This is a genomic window from Streptomyces sp. NBC_01428, assembly GCF_036231965.1.
Taxonomy (GTDB): domain Bacteria; phylum Actinomycetota; class Actinomycetes; order Streptomycetales; family Streptomycetaceae; genus Streptomyces.
The window spans coordinates 6408354-6426302 of sequence record NZ_CP109499.1 but is presented as its reverse complement, the minus strand read 5'-3'; the positions used below and the strand labels follow the sequence as shown (position 1 = coordinate 6426302).

The following is a 17949-nucleotide window of genomic DNA, read 5'->3' as shown; positions in this document are numbered from 1 at the left end:
GGGAGAACAGGAACCAGCCACGTGCAGTCATACGCGCAGTCTCGGGCTGTCGGGCCTCGACCGTCTTGAACGCTGTTGCGCCGCCGTCACCGGCCGACGCCCCCTGTCATCGCGGGAACACGCTCGTGCGGTACGCCGCCGGGGTCACCCCGAGCACCCGGCGGAACCAGCGTGTCAGGTGCGCCTGGTCCGCGAAGCCGACGAGGCCGGCCACCTCGGCGGGGCGCAGCCCGGACTCCAGGAGCCGGCGGGCCCGCTGGACGCGGTGCTGGGCCAGCCAGGCGTACGGGGGTATTCCCACGGTCGTACGGAAGGCGCGCAGGAGCTGGTAGCGGGACAGGCCGAGGTCGGCCGCGAGGACGGCGAGGGAGGGCGGGGCCTGGAGCTCGCCGGCGAGGCGGTCCCGTACGACGGTGGCGATGCCCGCTGCGCCGGGGATCCCGTCGCGGTCCGGGCGGGCCGTGGAGTGGCGTCGGACGAGCGCGGCGAGCAGCCACGGGAAGCATGACTCCGCCTCCAACGGGTCGGGGCAGGCGCTCAGTTCGGTGTGCGCGGCGCGCAGCGCGGCGGCGAGTTCGGGGTCGTCGAGGAGGGGTTCGCGGAAGTGCGGCGGCGGGCCGACGACTGCCTCGGTGAGGAGCGACGGCTGCGCGTACAGGGCGCGGTAGGCGTAGCCGTCGCAGGCGGCCGGTCCGCCGGTGTGCATCTCGCCGGGCGCGAGGACGACGATGGAGCCCGGGACGGCGCGGATGTGGCCGCCGCGGTAGTCGATGATCTCGGAGCCGCCGACGCACACCCCGATGGTGAACTCGTCGTGGGCGTGCGGCGCGTAGCGGTGCCGGTCGAAGCGGGCGGTCAGCAGGTCGAGGGGCTGTCCGTCGCGCCCGAGGGTGGCCCGGGTCCAGCGGGCCTCCTCCCGGCGGGTCGGGGACCGTACCGCCCCGGCGTCGTCCGTCACCGTTCCGTCCTCCCCCGTGTCCGCTCCGGTGCCGTGTGCCGGTACCGCTGGATGGACAACGCGGACGGGTGCCGTTTCCATGCCGGGCGGCGGCCGTCGGATACGCCGACGGGCCCGGGGAGCGGAGTCCTCCGCCTCCGGAGCGGTCAGGCCGGGGCGAACTGGACCTTCGTCGTGCCGGGGTCGGCCTGGGTGAGGCGGACCCGGAGGCGTTCGCCCAGGGGGAGCCGGGAGGTGCCGCCGGTGATCCGGGCGAAGACCGCCGGGGACTCCAACTGGACGGTTCCGACGGTGGGTTCGTGTTCCTGCACGTCGACCACGCAGCCTTCGAAGAGTTCGCCGACCCGGTCCTTGAGCAGGGCGGCCTCCACGATGTCGACGCACTCGCGCTCGACGGTCCCCGCGCGCCGGCCGCCGTCCGCCATCTCCTTGGGGAGGGCGTCGAGAGCGGCGAGGGCCCACTCGGGCGACGGCTGCCCGGCGACGGCCGCGAGGCAGATCTCGGCGGCGTAGCGGTCGACGAGCCGGCGCAGCGGGGCCGTGCAGTGCGTGTAGGGCGCGGCGACGGCGGCGTGCGCGGTGGCCTCGGGGAGGACGCCGTCCCGGAAGACGGTGTACCCGGCGCCGCGCAGCAGGGTCGTGCACTCCTGGAGGAAGGCGGCGTGGTGCGGCCGGTGCGGGTCGAGGGAGCGGATGAGCTGTGCGTACGAGACGTGGTGCGGCCAGTCGATGCGCAGGGCCCTGGCGGTGCGGCGCAGCCGTCCGACCGCTCCGTCGGGCGCGGCGGGCAGGGTGCGCAGCACTCCGGTGCCGTACGCGAGCATCAGGTCCGCCGCGGCCATGCCGGTGAGCAGGGAGATCTGGGCGTTCCAGCCGTCGGCGGGCAGCGGGGCGCGGTAGGCGAGTTCGTACGTCCCGTCCGTCTCGACGATCTCCTGTTCGGGCACGTTCAGCGAGATGCCGCCGCGTTCGACCTCCAGGGCCTCGCGGAGCGTGCCGACGTCCTTGAGGAGCGCGAGAGGTTCCTCCGCGGTCCCCGCGTCGATCTGCCGCTGCACGTGCGCGTAGTCGAGCTTGGCGCGGCTGCGGACGAGGGCGCGGCGCACGTCGGTGGCCTCGGTGCGGCCATCGGCGTCGAGGTCGATCGTCCACAGGACGGCGGGGCAGGTCTGGTCCGGGAGGAGGCTGGCCCTGCCCTCGGAGAGGCCCGGCGGGTGGACGGGGACCTTCTCGTCGGGGAAGTAGAGGGTCATCACGCGGCGGTGGGCCTCGGCGTCCAGGGCCCCGCCGGGGGTCACGAACGCGGCGACGTCGGCGATGGCGTACCGGACCCGGTAGCCGCCGTTCTCCCGGCGCGACAGGTGCATCGCCTGGTCGAGGTCCTGGGACGTCGGCGGGTCGATGGTGAACAGCGGGATGTCCGTCGCGTCGTACGCGGGCAGCCGGGGCGGCTGCGCGGCCTCCGTGAGCGCCTCGGCCGGGAACGCCTCGGGCACGCCGAGTTCCGTTCGCAACGCGCTGAGGGCGGCTCGCAGCGGAGCCTCCGGTGCACCGGTGACACGGACGCGACGGCGAGGCATGGGTCGAGCCTAGGCCGGGGGTCCCCGATGGGCACGCCGAAGGGGGACCCCTCGCCCAGGAGCGGGCCGTCCGGACGGCCCGCGCACACCGTTTAGGCTGGCGCCGGGCCGTTTCCACCGTGAGGAGATCCAACCGTGCTCGTGCTGCTGCCCCCCTCCGAAGGGAAGGCCTCCTCCGGCCGGGGAACCCCGCTCAAGCTGGAGTCGCTGTCCCTGCCCGGGCTCACGGAGGCACGCCAGGCGGTTCTCGACGAGCTGGTCGAGCTGTGCGCGGCCGACGAGGAGAAGGCGCGTGAGGTCCTCGGGCTGAGCGAGGGGCTGCGCGGGGAGATCGCGAAGAACACCGAGCTGCGGACCGCGGGCGCGCGTCCGGCCGGGGAGATCTACACCGGTGTCCTCTACGACTCCCTCGACCTGGCGACGCTGGACACCGCGGCCAAGCGGCGCGCGAGCCGGTCGCTGCTGGTGTTCTCGGGGCTGTGGGGCGCGGTGCGGGTGACGGACCGGATCCCGTCGTACCGCTGCTCGATGGGTGTGAAGCTGCCCGGCCTCGGAGCGCTGGGCGCGCACTGGCGTGCGCCGATGGCGACCGCGCTCCCGGAGGCGGCGGGTGACGGACTGGTCCTGGACCTGCGGTCCTCGGCGTACGCGGCGGCCTGGAAGCCGAAGGGCGAGGTCGCGGGGCGCACGGCGACGGTACGGGTGCTGCACGCGCAGCGGGTGGACGGCGTCGAGAAGCGTTCCGTCGTGAGCCACTTCAACAAGGCGACCAAGGGAAAGATCGTCCGGAGCCTGCTGAGTGCGGGTGCGGCACCGAAGAACCCCGCCGCGCTGGTCGAGGCGCTGCGGGACCTCGGGTACACGGTCGAGGCGGAGGCGCCCGGCCGGGCGGGCCGGCCCTGGGCGCTCGACGTGGTGGTGACGGAGATCCACTGACGGACCGGTCCACGCGGAGACCACGGACCGGTCCATGCCGAGATCACGGGCCGGTCCCCGCCGAGATCACGGACGGTCCGCGCTGAGATCACTTCCCTGAGGACCCTCCCTCGGATTGCAGCATGTGCAACGACCTTTGCGCATGCTGCACACCCCGGGCAGGATGTGGGCATGACTTCGCCGCTGCCCCCGTCTCCGCATGCCTCCGTCCTGGATCTGGCGCCCGTCGTGCCCGTCGTCGTGGTCGCGGACGCCGCCGACGCCGTTCCCCTGGCGCGGGCGCTGGTCGCCGGCGGGCTGCCCGCGATCGAGGTGACGCTGCGGACCCCGGCCGCGCTCGACGCGATCCGGGCCATCGCGGCGGAGGTGCCGGACGCGGTGGTCGGCGCGGGCACCGTGCTCACACCGGAGCACGTGGCCCAGTCGGTCGCGGCGGGCGCCCGCTTCCTGGTCAGCCCGGGCTGGACGGACGCGCTGCTCGACGCGATGAAGTCGTCCGGGGTGCCGTTCCTGCCGGGGGTGTCGACCACGTCGGAGGTGGTGGCGCTGCTGGAACGCGGGGTGCGCGAGATGAAGTTCTTCCCCGCGCAGGCCGCGGGCGGTACGCCGTACCTCAAGTCACTGGCGGGGCCGCTTCCGCAGGCCCGGTTCTGCCCGACCGGCGGCATCGGACCCGACACCGCGCCGGACTATCTCGCCCTCCCGAACGTGGGCTGTGTGGGCGGCAGTTGGATGCTCCCGTCGGACGCGGTCGCGGCACGCGACTGGCCGCTGGTGGAGCAGCTGGCCCGGGAGGCGTCGGCTCTGCGGCGCTAGGACGAGCCGGGGCCCACGGTCCCGCCCGGCACGCAGGGGCCCTCCTCAGCCCACCCGGACGACCACCTTGCCGAAGGCCGCGCCGCTCTCGTAGTAGCGGTACGCCTCCCGCACTTCGTCGAATCCGAAGACGCGGTCCACGACCGGTCGCACGCCGTGCAGTCGCAGCGCCCTGTTCATGGACTCGAAGTGGGCGCGGCTGCCGACGAACACGCGGCGGATCGTGGCCAGGCTGCCCGCGTACGCGGCGTTGGAGATCTCGATGCCCGGCCTGCGTGGGCTGCCGGTGATGAGGAGGACGATCTGTGCGTACAGGGCGGCGGCCCGTACCGACTGCTCGATGGTCTCGGGCCCGTTGGTCTCGACGACGAGGTCGGCGCCGCGACCGCCGGTCAACTCCCTGACCTTGAGCCCCCATTCGGGATGTGCGGCGTAGTCCACGACGTGGTCCGCGCCCAGGGCCCGGAGCCGGTCGGCCTTCGCGGGGCTCGATGTCGTCGCGACGACCTCGGCTCCCAGCATCTTGGCGAACCGCACGACGAACAGGGACAGCGCTCCGGTGCCCAGGGTGAGGACGGTGTGGCCGGGAGCGAGCGCCTCGCCACCCGTCAGGGAGTGCCAGGCGGTCACCCCGGCGCACGGCAGGCAGGCCGCCTCCTCCCAGGTCAGATGGTCCGGGACGCGCACCGCGGCCTCCTGGTCGAGACGGGCGTACTCGGTGAGCATGCCGTCGAGGGTGGCGCCCGGCTGGTCGAACCGGTCCGGGGTGATCCGGCCGTCCAGCCAGTTCGGGAAGTACGTGCCCGCCACCCGGTCCCCCACCGCGAACCGGGTCACCTCCGCCCCCACCGCGACGACCTCCCCCGCTCCGTCGCTCACCGGGATCACGTCCGGTGCGGCCTTGAGGGGGTAGGTCTCCCGCAGGATCAGCAGGTCGCGCTTGTTGAGGGAGGCGGCGCGGACCCGGACGAGGATGTCGCGGGGGCCCGGTTCCGGCCGGGCCTGCTCGCGCGGGACGATGCCGTCGACCGTGCCGGGGGTTTCGAGGTGGTAGGCGCGCATGTCCCGCTCCCTGGGTGGGCTCCTGTGTGGATGCGTCCATGCTGTTCGGGACGGGCGTCGCGCTCAATTCCCGGCCGGGTATGACGGGTTGCGGGTGCAGCGGGACGAGCCCAGAAGGCGGGTCCCGGTGTCGGCCTCTCGGTATCGGCCTCCCGGTGTCGGCTGTCGGTGCCGTCCACCGGTCCGCCGGCGTACAACTGACCCCATGACGACCGGCACCTCTCTCTCCGTCGAACCGCCGCCCCTCGCGCGGGAGTTGCTGCGCTGGCGTACCGCTCGCCGGATGAGTCAGCTGGAGCTGGCCTCGCGGGCCGGGACGACACAGCGGTACGTCAGCTTCATCGAGCGGGGGCGGTCCGTGCCCGGCCGGGAGGTCGTGATCAGGCTCGCCACGTCACTGGACCTCACCCTGCGGGAGCGCAACGCGCTGCTGCTGGCGGCCGGTTACGCGCCGGCGTTCGCCGAGTCGCCGCTCGACGCGGAGGTACTGAAGCCCGTACGGGAGGCGTTGGACAGCATTCTCGAAGGGCATCTGCCGTATCCGGCGGTGGTGGCGGGGCCGCTGGGTGAACTGGTCGCGGCGAACGCGGCGTTCGACGTACTGACCGAGGGCGCGGCGCCCGATCTGCTGGCACCGCCGGTGAACGTGCTGCGGCTGGCCCTGCATCCCCGCGGGATGGCGTCCCGGGTGGTGAATCTGGACGCGTGGGGGCAGCACATCGTCGAGAACGTGCGGGGCCGGTCCCTGCGCAGCCCGGATCCCCGACTCGACGCGCTGGCAGCGGAGTTGGCGCGGTACGTGCCGGTCGGCGAGCCCGGCGGCGATCACCTCGGATTCGCGGTGCCCTTGCGACTGCGGTGCGAGGAGGGCGAGTTGAGGCTGCTCACCACGCTGACGTCGTTCGCGACGGCGGTGGACGTCACGCTCGCCGAACTCCACCTGGAGGCGTTCCTGCCCGCGGACCGGGAGAGCGCCGAGATCCTCCGGAGCCGGGCCGCCCGGCGGGGTTGAGCCCTCGGGTCCGTGCCCGCGGCGCCGGTGCGCTCGTCGCCGGCGGGTGCTCAACGCAGGTGCGAGGTGTCGTTGAACAGGCGGACGCTCGCGTTGCCGTCCGCGTAGTAGGCCACCGCGGAGAGGGACGCCGCCGACAGCTCCATGCGGAACAGGGACTCCGGCGGGGCGCCCAGGGCCAGCCGTACCAGGGTCTTGATCGGGGTGACGTGCGTGACGAGCAGGACGGTGCGGCCCGCGTAGGCGGCGGTCAGTCTGTCGCGGGTCTCCGCCATGCGGTGGGCGGTCGCGGCGAAGCTCTCGCCGCCGCCGGTCGGTTCGACGTCCGGGGAGCCGAGCCAGGCGTTCATGTCGTCCGGGTACCGGTCGCGGACCTCGCCGAAGGTCAGTCCCTCCCAGGCGCCGAAGTCCGTCTCGCGCAGGCCGTCGTCGACGGTCACGTCGAGGCCGAGACGGGCGGCGACGACCGCCGCGGTCTCGCGGGTGCGGGCCAGCGGGGACGCCACGACGGCTTGGATCGTGCCGCGGGCGGCCAGTGCCGTGGCGGCCCGCTCGGCCTGCTGCCGGCCCACGTCGGAGAGGGACGGGTCGCTGCCGCCGCTGCCCGAGAAGCGCTTCTGCGGGGTCAGGGGGGTCTCGCCGTGGCGCAGGAGGACGAAGGTGGCGGGGGCGCCCATGTCGGGGGGTGCGCCCCAGCCGACGGTGGGGGTGGTCGCCACGTTGTGCGCGGCGCGTCTGTCGTCCGTGGCCTTCGCGGCTTCGCCGCCGGGGGGTGGGGTGGGGGCCTCGGTCGTCGTCCGGCTGCCGCTCGGCTGTGGCTGGTCGCGCAGTTCCCCGCGCCCCTCAACCGGCACCCCTGCACTCGCGGCTTCGCCGCCGGGGGGTGGGGTGGGGGTCTCGGTCGTCGTCCGGCTGCCGCTCGGCTGTGGCTGGTCGCGCAGTTCCCCGCGCCCCTCAACCGGCACCCCTGCACTCGCGGCTTCGCCGCCGGGGGGTGGGGTGGGGGTCTCGGTCGTCGTCCGGCTGCCGCTCGGCTGTGGCTGGTCGCGCAGTTCCCCGCGCCCCTCAACCGGCACCCCTGCACTCGCGGCTTCGCCGCCGGAGGGTGAGGTGGGGGCCTCGGTCGCCGTCCGGCTGCCGCTCGGCTGTGGCTGGTCGCGCAGTTCCCCGCGCCCCTGGACAGTCCCGGTGCCGGGGCGCTGTGGCTGGGCGCGCAGTTCCCCGCGCCCCTCAACCGGCGCCCCCGGACCCGCGGCTTCGCCGGTCGGTGGGGTCCAGGGTTCGCCGCGTTTGCCTGCGTCCATCGCCTCGTTGGCCAGGCGGTCCGCGTGCTTGTTCTGGGCGCGGGGGATCCACTCGTAGGTCACCTGCGAGCGGGGAAGGACCCGGGCCGCTTCCGCGGCCAGGGGCCTCATGTCGGGGTGCTTGATCTGCCAGCGGCCAGACATCTGCTCGACGACCAGCTTGGAGTCCATGCGGACCCGGACCCGCGCGGCCGGGTCGAGGTCGCGGGCCGCCCGCAGCCCGGCGATCAGGCCGCGGTACTCCGCGACGTTGTTGGTGGCGACCCCGATGTACTCGGCGCGCTCCACCAGCGTCTCCCCCGTGACCGCGTCGATCACCACGGACCCGTAGCCCGCGGGCCCCGGGTTGCCCCGGGAACCTCCGTCGGCCTCGACGATGAACTCCCGCACGCGACGGACTCCCTGACTGCTACGGGCCGAAAACTGCTACAGGCCGGACTCGGACGTACGCACCAGGATGCGACGGCAGTTCTCGCAGCGCAGCACGGTGCTGGGGGACGCGGCCTTCACCTCGTTGACCTCGGTGATGTTGAGCTCCAGGCGGCAGCCCTCACAGCGGCGCTGGTACAGCCGGGCGGCACCGACGCCACCCTGCTGCTCGCGCAGCTTGTCGTACAGCTTGAGGAGATCGGCGGGCACGCTGCCGGCGATGACCGCGCGCTCCTTGGTCACCGTGGCGGCCTCGGTGTCGAACTGCTCGAACGCCGCGTCGCGCCGCCCGGTGGCGTCGTCGATCTTCGACTGGACGGACGCGTCGCGCTCGGTCAGCTCGGCGACCCGCTCCTGCGCCGACTCACGGCGCTCCATGACCTCCAGCACCACGTCCTCCAGGTCGCCCTGGCGCTTGGCGAGCGAGGTGATCTCGCGCTGGAGGTTCTCCAGGTCCTTGGGGGAGGTGACGGCACCCGAGTCGAGGCGCTGCTGGTCACGGACGGCGCGCTGGCGCACCTGGTCCACGTCCTGCTCGGCCTTGGTCTGCTCGCGGGCGCAGTCGCTCTCCTCGGTCTGCGCGGCGACGAGCAGGTCGCGCAGCTGGGTGAGGTCCTTGTTCAGCGACTCGATCTCGGCGTGCTCGGGAAGCGACCTCCGCCGGTGCGCGAGCTGCTGCAGGCGGGCGTCGAATGCCTGGACGTCGAGAAGTCGGATCTGGTCGGCGGGCTCGGCGTTCAGTTGGGGGCTCCTGATGTGTCGTTGTGAGAGGCCGCGTGAGCGGTCCAGGGGTCGGTGACCGTCCGGGAGACGTGGACGCGCAGTCCCCATCCCTTCCGGTCGGAGATCTCGTCGAGCTGGGCGGCGGCCAGCTCGCACCAGGGCCACTCGGTGGCCCAGTGCGCCGCGTCGAGCAGCGCGAGAGGACTGTGGGCGCGCGCCTCGGAGGCGGGGTGGTGCCGCAGGTCCGCGGTGAGGAAGGCGTCCACGCCCGCGGCGCGTACGTCGTCGAAGAGGCTGTCGCCCGAGCCGCCGCTGACGGCGACGGTGCGCACCAGCGCCTCGGGGTCGCCCGCGACGCGGATGCCCTGCGCGGTGGCGGGCAGCCGCTCGGCAGCCCGCGCCGCCAGTTCGCGCACGGTCAGCGGGTGGTCGAGTTCACACACGCGGCCGAGGCCCCGGCGGCCCTCGGGGTCCGTCGGGTCGGGCACGAGCGGCCGTACGACCCGCAGGTCCAGCGCTCCGGCGAGGGCGTCGCTGACGCCCGGATCGGCGCGGTCGGCGTTGGTGTGGGCGACGTGCAGCGCGATGTCGTTCTTGATCAGAGTGTGCACGACGCGGCCCTTGAAGGTGTCCGCCGCCACGGTCGTCGTCCCGCGCAGATAGAGCGGGTGGTGCGTGACCAGCAGGTCGGCGCCCAGCTTCACCGCCTCGTCGACGATGTCCTGGACCGGGTCGACGGCGAACAGCACGCGCGTGACGTCCTGGTCCGGGGCGCCGCAGACGGTGCCGACCGCGTCCCAGCTCTCGGCCTGCTGAGGAGGCCAGAGGGATTCGAGCGCGGAGATGACTTCAGACAGACGGGGCACGGGGAAAGGCTACCTGGCCCGGGTGCCTCTCCGACCGGCCGCGGACCACCCGGCCGGTGCCCGGGCGGCCGGGCGTCCCCGGCCGCCGCCGCACCGGCTCCGTCCGCCCCCGTCCGGGGCGCGTCCGCCCCTCCCTTCCACGGCACCGTTCAGCACATCCGCCCCCGTTCCCTCAGGCGAATCCCGACATGGCCACCCTTATGTGTGAAGCCGCAGCCCGTCGGTCCCCCGTCTGTGCGTGCGAAAACTACCTTCGTCGCCGGAGGTGACCGAACGATGACGGCCGGTGCGACGGAGCCCGTGGTGGCGAGCGAGGGCGGGATGGGCGACGGGGACGACGACGCCGCGAGTGGGTGGGCCGCTCCGCCCGCCTGTGTCATCACCGCGGACGGGACCTACGGGGCGCGGCTGACCAGCGACGGCGAGTCCTGGTACCCGGAGCGCTGGACGCTGGACGGCCCGGAGCCGTACGCCGTCCCGTTGCCCTCCCACCAGCCGGAGGAGCCCGGCACCGAGGTGCTGCCGCTGACGGACGGGAGGGTGCTGATCCATCGGGTCGCGGACGGACGCCACGCGTTCTCGCTCCTGTACCCCACCGGGCCGGGCACCGGTGAGCTGCCGCTCGGCGCGGTCGAGTGCCCCGACCGGGGCACCCGGCTGCGGCTGCTGCCGCCCGCGCCGGACGGGGAGCGGGCCTACGCGCTCGCCGTGGGACGGGGGTCCACGGCGGTGTGGCTGGTGGCGGGCGGCGCGTTCGGTCCCGAGCATCTCGCCGAGATCCCGGGGCACTGTTCGGGCGGGGTGTGGCTGGACGGCTCGGGACGGCTGCTCGCGCTGGACCGCTTCCACGGCGGCCGCACCAAGACGGTCGTCGTCGACCTGGAGCGTGGCGGAGAGGTCTCGCCGCTCCTCCAGATCGCCGAGCGCAGCAACGACCGGCTGCTCCTCGCGGACGCGGACAGCGGACTTCTGCTGATCCGCTCCGACGCCCCCTCGCCCGGCCGGGAGCGGCTCGGCTGGGGTGTGCTCGGCAGCACGCTGCCGGTCCGCTTCCCGGAGTGCCTGACGGCGACAGGCTGCTCGATCACGCCGTTCGCCATCCAGCCGGGCCAGGTGCTGACCCCGGAGGCCTGCGCGGTCGCCCTGCGCATCGACGGTCCGGGCGGCACCTGGGTGGGGATGTGGCGCCCGTCCGAGCGCCGGATCGACCACCGGCCGGTACCCGAGGGCTGGTTGGCGGGCACCGGGCTGTGGACCAGGGAGGGTGTGCTCCACCTGCCGTATGCGAACGGGGGCGTGCCGTGCGGTGTCGCCCGGCTGCAGGTGTCCACGGGGGCGAGGGAGCCGGACCGGGGGGACCCGGTTCCCTCGGAGCGCCCCGCGCCTCGGCCGGTCCCCCTGCAACAAGCCTCTCTGCACGGCCGGTTGGCCACCTCCCGGAATCCGGTGGTGAGCGCGGGTCCCGTGCTCCGCACGTCCGACGCCCACCCGGCCCGACAGACGGACGCCACCCGCCGGCCCCCGCAGACCGACGCCGCCCCCGTGACCCCGGCCGCCGGGGTACACCGGCACACCGCCACCCCGGAACCCCGGCACGAGGAGACACCGGGGCCGGGGGAACCGGGGGCTCAGACACCTGGGCCGGCGTCGGCGGGTGCCATGTCGTCGGGTGCTGTGTCGGCGGGTGCGGTGACCTCGGGTGCGGGGACGTCGACCGTCGGAGCGCCCGCAGCGGGGGCGCCCGGTCCCGGGCCGCGCCTCCTCGCGGTACCGGTCGAGATCCAGCGCACACCGGCCCCGACCCCGTACGCCGACACCACCACCGGCGTCGACGCACCGGCGGCCGAAAGGGAGCGGCCCGTCCCGCCGGTCGCACCCGAGCCGACGGAACCGCGCCGGCCGAGGCCCGGCCTCTGGACCAAGGTCGCCGCGACACCCCCGCCCGGCAGGAGTCTCGGCGCCGGGTTCGTCGCGTCCCTGCCCCTGGAGGTCGAGGTACGTCCCGCGGTCTCGCACGGCGGGACCGAACTGCCCCTGGGGCAAGACGGCTTCAGTGAGCCCGAGCCGCCGCTCGCACCCCAGCAGCAGGCCGACTTCGGTGGACGCGAACTACCCCTGGAACCCCAGCAGCAGGGCGCCCTCGACGGCGGCGAACCGCCCCTGGAGCAGACCGCGTTCGACCGCGGAGGACTGCCGATGGAGCAGTCGGGAGCCGCCGGTTCCCCGCACCCCTCCGGCCAACGGCAACTCCCCGTCTCGGCACCGCTCCCCGTTTCGGCACCGCTCCCCGTTTCCGCACCGCTCCCCGAACACCGGCAGCCCCCCGTTTCCGCCCAGCCCGCGGGCGCAGCGGAGTTCACGGGCGCACCGGAGTTCACGGGAACACCGGAGTTCACCGGCTTCACGCGGATCGCCGACTCCCCCGGCTCCGGGAGCTTCGCGGACTTCACCGCGTTCCGGGGCGAGACCCCGCTGCGGAGCTTCGAGCCCCAGCAGCTCCCGCCCGAGCAGCCGTGGCGCGACGCACCCCCGGCCCACCCGCAGGCGCCCGCACACGACGCGGGGTGGAGCCCGGAGACGTCCCCGAGCCCCGAGGGCCCGGAGAATGCGGGGAGCCCGGGCGGCCCCGACCGTACGGAGTCGCCGGACCGCCCGGTACACCCGGACGTCCCCGCCCGTCGCACGCCCCCGACCCACCGCCGTCCCCTGCACGCCGGCCCGCCCACGCCTGTCGAGCAGGCGTCGGGGGGAGAGATCGCGCCGCCCGGGGTCGCGGTCCCGGACGCGGCCTCTCCCGGGCATCCGGCGGCGACCGCGCCCGGAGGCGGGGAGGAAACGGGCGGAGAGGATGAAGAAACGTCACCCTCCGCCACCGGGGCGATGACGGCACGTTAGACTCCCCCGGCTGAAAAGAAGGATCTTGCATACGGGGTGAACACTTCAATGAACGACACCAGCACCAGGGAAACGCGGGGCTCGGACGTCCACGAGACGTCGACGGGCCGGTCGGACGGCCACGGCAGACACCGTGGACCGGTCTCCGGCCACGACGACGAGGCGAGCCCCCAGGGGCGCCACCGCAAGCCGTCCGGTCAGCCCGGTCAGTCGGGCACGGCGATCTGACGGCTCCGCCGGTTCTCGTCGCGTCGACGATCCGAACGGCACACGGCCCCGCTCGCACCAAGACGAGCGGGGCCGTTCCCTGTCCGTGCGGGTGTCCACGTCCGCATCCGCGCCGGGGCCCTCCCGGCGGCACGCTTCGCCGACGGACGGCCGCGCGGCTCAGCGGGCGGTGCCGTCCCGGTCCCTCTTGAGGCCCAGCACCTCGGCCGCCGCGAACGTCTCACCGCGCGGCCGGTCCGCGTAGTACGGGGTGAGCAGCCCGTCGAGTTCGTCGTGGCTGAAGGTGTCCTGCTTGCTGTCGAACTGGGCCGCCACCCGGGGTCGTTCGACGACGGCGACCATGCCTCCGTGCACCACGAGGAGCTGTCCGTTGACGTCGGCGGCGGCGGGCGAGGCCAGATAGCCGACGAGCGGGGCGACATGCTCGGGGGCGAGCGGGTCGAGTCCCTCGTCCGGCCTGCCGAATCCGGCGAAGACGTCCTCGGTCATACGGGTGCGGGCGCGCGGGCAGATGACGTTGGCCGTGACGCCGTACTTGGCGAGCGCCAGGGCCGTCGAGGTCGTCAGTCCGACGATCCCGCCCTTCGCCGCCGCGTAGTTGGGCTGTCCGGCGGATCCGGCGAGGAAGGCCTCCGAGGAGGTGTTCACGATCCGCCCGTACACCGGTGCGCCGGTGGCCTTGGAGCGGGCCCGCCAGTGCGCGGACGCGAAGTGGGTGGTGTTGAAATGGCCTTTGAGGTGGACTCGGATGACGGAGTCCCACTCGTCCTCGGTCATGGAGAAGACCATGCGGTCGCGCAGGATGCCCGCGTTGTTGACCAGGACGTCCAGCTTCCCGAACGCGGTGACGGCCGACTCGACCAGTTCCCGGGCCTGTTCGTGGTCGGCGACGTCCCCGGTGTGGGCGAGGGCCCGGCCGCCCGCGGCGCGGATCTCCGCGGCGACCTGCTCCGCGGGGGCGTCCGAGGCCTCGCCCGAACCGTCCCGTCCGGGCTGTCCGAAGTCGTTGACGACGACGGCCGCGCCGAGCCGTGCGAGTTCCAGTGCCTCGGCCCGGCCGAGGCCGCGGCCCGCACCGGTGACGATCGCGGTCAGCCCGTCAAGTGGCAGTGACATCAGGGTCCTTAGCGGTTGTCGTGGGGGGCCTCGGAGGGCGGAGTCTCGCGGGACACCCGGCCCTCCTCTCGTGGTCGGCGGGCCCTCGGGCGGTCTCGGAACGGGTCAGATCTCGATGCACGTCCGCAGGGCGGTGCCCGAACGCATCTGGTCGAGGGCCTCGTTGATCCCGGCGAGCGGTACCCGGTGGGTGATGAGGCTCTCCAGGTCGATGCGTCCGGCCCGCCACAGGGCGATGGTGCGTTCGTAGGAGCGCAGGACGTCGCCGCCGCCGTACATGGAGGGCAGGATGCGCTTCTCGTCGAAGAACAGCTCGAACATGTTGAGCTGGAGGAAGTCGTCCATGGCGCCGGCTCCGACGACGACGAGCGTGCCGCCGCGGCGGGTGTGGTCGTAGGCGGTGCGGGCGGTGGCGGACCTGCCGACGACCTCGAAGACGTAGTCGAAGCCCTCGCCCGCGGTCACCGACTGCTTGGCGTCGCCGAGTTCCTCGGGCGACACGGCCCGGGTCGCGCCGAAGCGGAGGGCCGCCTCGCGGCGTGAGGCGACCGGGTCGACAGCGACGATCTCGGCGGCTCCCTTGAGGCGGGCGCCCTGGATCGCGGAGATGCCGACGCCTCCGCAGCCGATGACGGCGACCGACGAACCCGCCTCCACGTCGGCGGTGTTGAGGGCGGCGCCGAGTCCGGTGGTGACGCCGCAGCCGATCAGGGCGGCGATGTCGAAGGGCACGTCGTCGGGGATGGGGACGGCGCAGCCCGCGTCGACGACGACCTCCTCGGTGAAGGTGCCGGTGCCGGCGAACCCGAAGACGTCGCCGCCGGGCCGCCGGAAGTTGGGGGTGCCCGCGTTCATGAAGCCGGCCAGGCACAGCTCGGTCTGGCCGCGCTTGCAGGCCGGACAGACGCCGCAGGCCGGCAGCCAGCAGACGACGACCCGGTCGCCCGCCTTCAGATGACCCACTCCGTCACCGACCTCGACGATCTCGCCGGCGCCCTCGTGGCCGGGGACGAACGGCGCGGGCTGCGGCAGCACGCCGTTCATCGCCGACAGGTCCGAGTGGCACAGCCCGGTGGCGCGGACACGGATGCGCACCTTTCCGGGCCCGAAGCCCACCGCCTCGACGTCGTCGAGGACTTCGAGCTTGTCCTGGCCTATCTCGTGCAGTACGGCTGCGCGCATGGTGCGGCTCCCCTCGGGATGGTTCGTGCGACGGGTCACGTGGGTTCGGCGGTCAGGTGTGATCGACGGTGGTGTCGGCGAGGACCGGCGCGTCGTCCCGCTCGGCCGCGCTCACCGTCACCCGGACCGCGCCGTCGTGGCGCCACATCCGGATGCGCAGGGTCTCGCCGGGGAAGACGACGCCGGCGAAGCGGGTGGTGTACGAGCGGACGCGGGTCACGTCGCCGCCGAGGAGGGTGTCGACGACGGCCTTGAGCGTCATGCCGTACGTGCACAGCCCGTGCAGGATCGGCCGGTCGAACCCGGCGAGCTTGGCGAACTCGGGGTCGGCGTGCAGCGGGTTCCGGTCGCCGGAGAGCCGGTAGAGCAGCGCCTGGTCCTCACGGACGGGGCGTTCGACGGTCCGGTCGGGATCGCCGGACGGGGTTTCGAGGCGGGCGGAGGGGCCCCGGTCGCCGCCCCAGCCGCCCTCGCCGCGTACGAAGATCTGGGCGTCGTTCGTCCACAAGGGGCCCTCGGCGTCGGCGACTTCGGTGCGCATGACGAGGACGGCCGCCTTGCCCTTGTCGTAGACCGCGGCGATCCGGCCGGTTGCGGTCGCCGTGCCCTCGGCGGGGATCGGGCGGTGCAGCCGGACGGTCTGGCCGCCGTGCAGCACGCGGGCGAGGTCGACGTCGACGCCGGGCATGGAGAGACCGCTGATCACGCCCGGTGAGCCGGCGCCCGCGACGGTGGCGAAGCTCGGCAGGACGTGCAGCCTGGATTCGAGGGTGTAGCGCAGCTCGTCGGGGTCGGTCGCGGGCACGCCCGCGCCGAGGCCGAGGTGGTAGAGCTGGACGTCCTTGTGGCTCCAGGCGATCTCGCCGGTCCGCGGTTCGGCGGCGACGGCCTTGGCGGCGTCAATGGGCATGGGGCTCCTGACTCGACTGCGCGAAAGACCTCGGTGCGACCGTCCGCACCGTCGGCCGCACCGAGGTCGACACCGGGGCCGGGGAACCCGCCCGTTCTAGAACGCGTTCCAGTCCGGCGAACCCCTGTATAGCCCAGCCCTCAGCACTTGTGAAGACTCCTGACACCATGTCAGATCGAGTCGTGGCGCGGGCCTTCGAGGGCGCCGGGCCGCCGCCGGGGCGACCATGACATTTGTCCTGGGTGACTGCTGACAACTGCATCTGCCGGTGGCTCCGCCGGAGCTCTAGCGTCGTTCTCATGACACAGACGACGGGGACACCACCGGCCGTGTCCTTCACGGGGGCGGTCAAGACGTTCGGCGCGGTGCGCGCGGTGGCCGGCATCGACCTGGACGTGGCGTGCGGCGAGACGGTGGCGCTGCTGGGACGCAACGGCGCGGGCAAGTCGACGGCGATCTCGCTGCTGCTCGGCCTGAACGAACCGGACGGGGGCTCGGTCGCGCTGTTCGGCGGCCGCCCGCAGGAGGCGGTGCGGGCCGGCCGGGTCGGGGCGATGCTGCAGGACACCCGGCCCGTGTCGCGCGTCACCGTCCAGGAGCTCGTCTCCTTCGTGGCGGGCCGCTATCCGGCACCGCTCCCGGTCGCCGAGACCCTGCGGCTCGCGGGCGTCGAGGAGCTGGCGGGGCGGCGCGCGGACCGGCTGTCCGGCGGTCAGGCACAGCGGGTCCGGTTCGCTCTGGCGCTCGCCGGGGACCCCGCGCTGATCGTCCTCGACGAGCCGACGGCGGCGCTCGACGTGGAGGCGCGGCACGCGTTCTGGGCGTCGATGCGGGCCTACGCGCTGCGCGGCCACACCGTCCTCTTCTCCACGCACTATCTGGAGGAGGCCGACGCGCACGCGGACCGGATCGTCGTCCTCGACCGGGGGCGGCTCGTCGCGGACGGGACCGGGGAGGAGCTGAGGCGGTCGGCGGGCGGCGGGCTGGTCGCGTTCGACCTGGCGGGGCGGGGCACCGAGGGTCTGGCGCTGCTGCCGGGCGTGGTGGCCGTCGAGGTGCGCGGGGACCGGGCCCGGCTGCGCACGGACGATCCGGACGCGACCGTGATCGCACTGGCGGAGCTGGGGGCGATACGCGGCCTCGAAGTCGCCCCCGCCTCCCTGGACGACGCCTTCCTGGCCCTCACCTCGCACGTTCTGGAGACGGTGTGATGATCGACTATCTGCGGCTCGAAGTGCGCCGGACGCTGCGCGACACCGGCTTCGTGATCGGCGGCGTGGGGATGCCGGTGATGATGTATCTGCTGTTCACCAACCTGGGCGGTGGGGACGACGGCGCCTGGAAGACGGCGTCCATGGTGGGGATGGCCGCGTACGGCGCGGTGGGTTCGGCGCTCAACACCGGGGGAGGCGTCGCCGAGGACAAGGTGACCGGCTGGCTGCGGCAGCTGCGGGTCACGCCGATGACGTCGCGCCAGGTGGTGCTCGGGCGGGCGCTGACCGGCTCGGTGACGGTGCTCCCGGCGATCGTGGCGGTGCTGGCGGCGGGCGGTCTGGTCAACGGCGTACGGCTGGCGGCCTGGCAGTGGGCGGCGACCGCCGTGCTGCTGTGGATCGGCTCGGTCCCGTTCACCCTGCTGGGCCTCGGGAACGGCTACCGTCTGACCGCGCAGACCACGGGCGTCGCGAACATGGTGTGCAACCTGGGGCTGTCGGTGGTCGGCGGGCTGTGGTTCCCGCTCGCGCTCTTCCCCGGCTGGCTGCGTTCGGTCGCGGCCTACACGCCCACGAACCGGTTCGCGCAGCTCGGTGTGGCGGTCACGGAGGGCCGTGCGCCGTCGCTCGCGGCGGCCGCGGTGCTGACGGGCTGGCTGATGGCCTTCGGTTCGTACGCGGTCGTCTCGTACCGTCGATCCGCACGAACCGTCTGAAC

The 17949-nt window shown here is 73.8% G+C and carries 15 protein-coding genes and 1 pseudogene; 7 read left to right on the top strand and 9 right to left on the bottom strand.

Features of this window, described 5'->3' with window-relative positions; translation table 11 throughout:
• Window positions 1-106 precede the first annotated feature (106 nt).
• On the bottom strand, window positions 107-958 hold the full coding sequence (locus tag OG406_RS27805) for an AraC family transcriptional regulator (protein ID WP_329188368.1): 852 nt from the start codon (window positions 956-958) through the stop codon (window positions 107-109).
• 146 nt (window positions 959-1104) lie between these two features.
• Complete coding sequence (locus OG406_RS27800) at window positions 1105-2538, bottom strand: RNB domain-containing ribonuclease (RefSeq protein ID WP_329188366.1); 1434 nt, start codon at window positions 2536-2538, stop codon at window positions 1105-1107.
• A 135-nt stretch (window positions 2539-2673) separates the two neighbouring features.
• Here OG406_RS27800 and yaaA point away from each other — a divergent pair, with 135 nt between their 5' ends.
• Together yaaA and eda are read left to right on the top strand one after the other, a co-directional pair.
• Window positions 2674-3474, top strand: a complete 801-nt coding sequence (gene yaaA, locus OG406_RS27795; RefSeq protein ID WP_329188364.1) for a peroxide stress protein YaaA — start codon at window positions 2674-2676, stop codon at window positions 3472-3474.
• 171 nt (window positions 3475-3645) lie between these two features.
• Window positions 3646-4290 carry a bifunctional 4-hydroxy-2-oxoglutarate aldolase/2-dehydro-3-deoxy-phosphogluconate aldolase gene (eda, locus tag OG406_RS27790; protein WP_329188362.1) on the top strand — a complete coding sequence of 215 codons (645 nt, stop codon included), beginning with the start codon at window positions 3646-3648 and terminating at the stop codon, window positions 4288-4290.
• A 45-nt stretch (window positions 4291-4335) separates the two neighbouring features.
• Here eda and OG406_RS27785 read toward each other — a convergent pair whose 3' ends face one another.
• A complete protein-coding gene (locus OG406_RS27785; RefSeq protein WP_266613320.1) occupies window positions 4336-5352 on the bottom strand; it encodes a zinc-dependent alcohol dehydrogenase family protein in 1017 nt (338 codons plus the stop codon).
• A 205-nt stretch (window positions 5353-5557) separates the two neighbouring features.
• Between OG406_RS27785 and OG406_RS27780 the strand changes: the two genes are divergently transcribed.
• Complete coding sequence (locus OG406_RS27780) at window positions 5558-6364, top strand: helix-turn-helix domain-containing protein (RefSeq protein ID WP_329188358.1); 807 nt, start codon at window positions 5558-5560, stop codon at window positions 6362-6364.
• Window positions 6365-6414: 50 nt separating this feature from the next.
• Here the strand turns inward: OG406_RS27780 and OG406_RS27775 are convergent, their stop codons facing one another.
• Genes OG406_RS27775 through OG406_RS27765 form a run of 3 tightly spaced genes read right to left on the bottom strand, consistent with a single transcriptional unit; the run spans window position 6415 to window position 9686 of the window.
• Entirely contained in the window at window positions 6415-8058 is a 1644-nt protein-coding gene (locus tag OG406_RS27775; protein WP_329188356.1) for a bifunctional RNase H/acid phosphatase, read from the bottom strand.
• A gap of 36 nt (window positions 8059-8094) precedes the next feature.
• Window positions 8095-8838 (bottom strand): zinc ribbon domain-containing protein, encoded by a 744-nt coding sequence (locus OG406_RS27770; protein ID WP_203658461.1) that lies wholly within the window; start codon window positions 8836-8838, stop codon window positions 8095-8097.
• Window positions 8835-9686: a Nif3-like dinuclear metal center hexameric protein gene (locus OG406_RS27765; protein ID WP_164368975.1), complete on the bottom strand. Its 852-nt coding sequence runs from the start codon at window positions 9684-9686 to the stop codon at window positions 8835-8837. Before OG406_RS27765 ends, OG406_RS27770 begins: the two co-directional genes overlap by 4 nt.
• 276 nt (window positions 9687-9962) lie before the next feature.
• Between OG406_RS27765 and OG406_RS27760 the strand changes: the two are divergent.
• Both OG406_RS27760 and OG406_RS27755 read left to right on the top strand, forming a co-directional pair.
• Window positions 9963-11007: pseudogene (locus OG406_RS27760) on the top strand (hypothetical protein); the annotation flags it as partial.
• A gap of 1622 nt (window positions 11008-12629) precedes the next feature.
• Window positions 12630-12809: a hypothetical protein gene (locus OG406_RS27755; protein ID WP_266613329.1), complete on the top strand. Its 180-nt coding sequence runs from the start codon at window positions 12630-12632 to the stop codon at window positions 12807-12809.
• A 159-nt stretch (window positions 12810-12968) separates the two neighbouring features.
• Here OG406_RS27755 and OG406_RS27750 read toward each other — a convergent pair whose 3' ends face one another.
• The 3 genes from OG406_RS27750 to OG406_RS27740 form a co-directional block, all read right to left on the bottom strand.
• Window positions 12969-13925 (bottom strand): 3-oxoacyl-ACP reductase, encoded by a 957-nt coding sequence (locus OG406_RS27750; protein ID WP_267050675.1) that lies wholly within the window; start codon window positions 13923-13925, stop codon window positions 12969-12971.
• A 105-nt stretch (window positions 13926-14030) separates the two neighbouring features.
• Window positions 14031-15107 (bottom strand): Zn-dependent alcohol dehydrogenase, encoded by a 1077-nt coding sequence (locus OG406_RS27745; RefSeq protein WP_081216952.1) that lies wholly within the window; start codon window positions 15105-15107, stop codon window positions 14031-14033.
• A 52-nt stretch (window positions 15108-15159) separates the two neighbouring features.
• The gene (locus tag OG406_RS27740) at window positions 15160-16017 is read right to left on the bottom strand and encodes a MaoC/PaaZ C-terminal domain-containing protein (RefSeq protein ID WP_267050676.1); all 858 of its coding nucleotides are present in this window, start codon (window positions 16015-16017) and stop codon (window positions 15160-15162) included.
• Window positions 16018-16316: 299 nt separating this feature from the next.
• On the opposite strand from OG406_RS27740, the gene OG406_RS27735 reads away from it, so the two are divergent.
• Both OG406_RS27735 and OG406_RS27730 read left to right on the top strand, forming a co-directional pair.
• A complete protein-coding gene (locus OG406_RS27735) occupies window positions 16317-17228 on the top strand; it encodes an ABC transporter ATP-binding protein (protein ID WP_164368979.1) in 912 nt (303 codons plus the stop codon).
• Window positions 17228-17947: an ABC transporter permease gene (locus tag OG406_RS27730; protein ID WP_164368980.1), complete on the top strand. Its 720-nt coding sequence runs from the start codon at window positions 17228-17230 to the stop codon at window positions 17945-17947. The genes OG406_RS27735 and OG406_RS27730 overlap by 1 nt, the downstream gene beginning before the upstream one ends.
• Window positions 17948-17949: the final 2 nt, after the last annotated feature.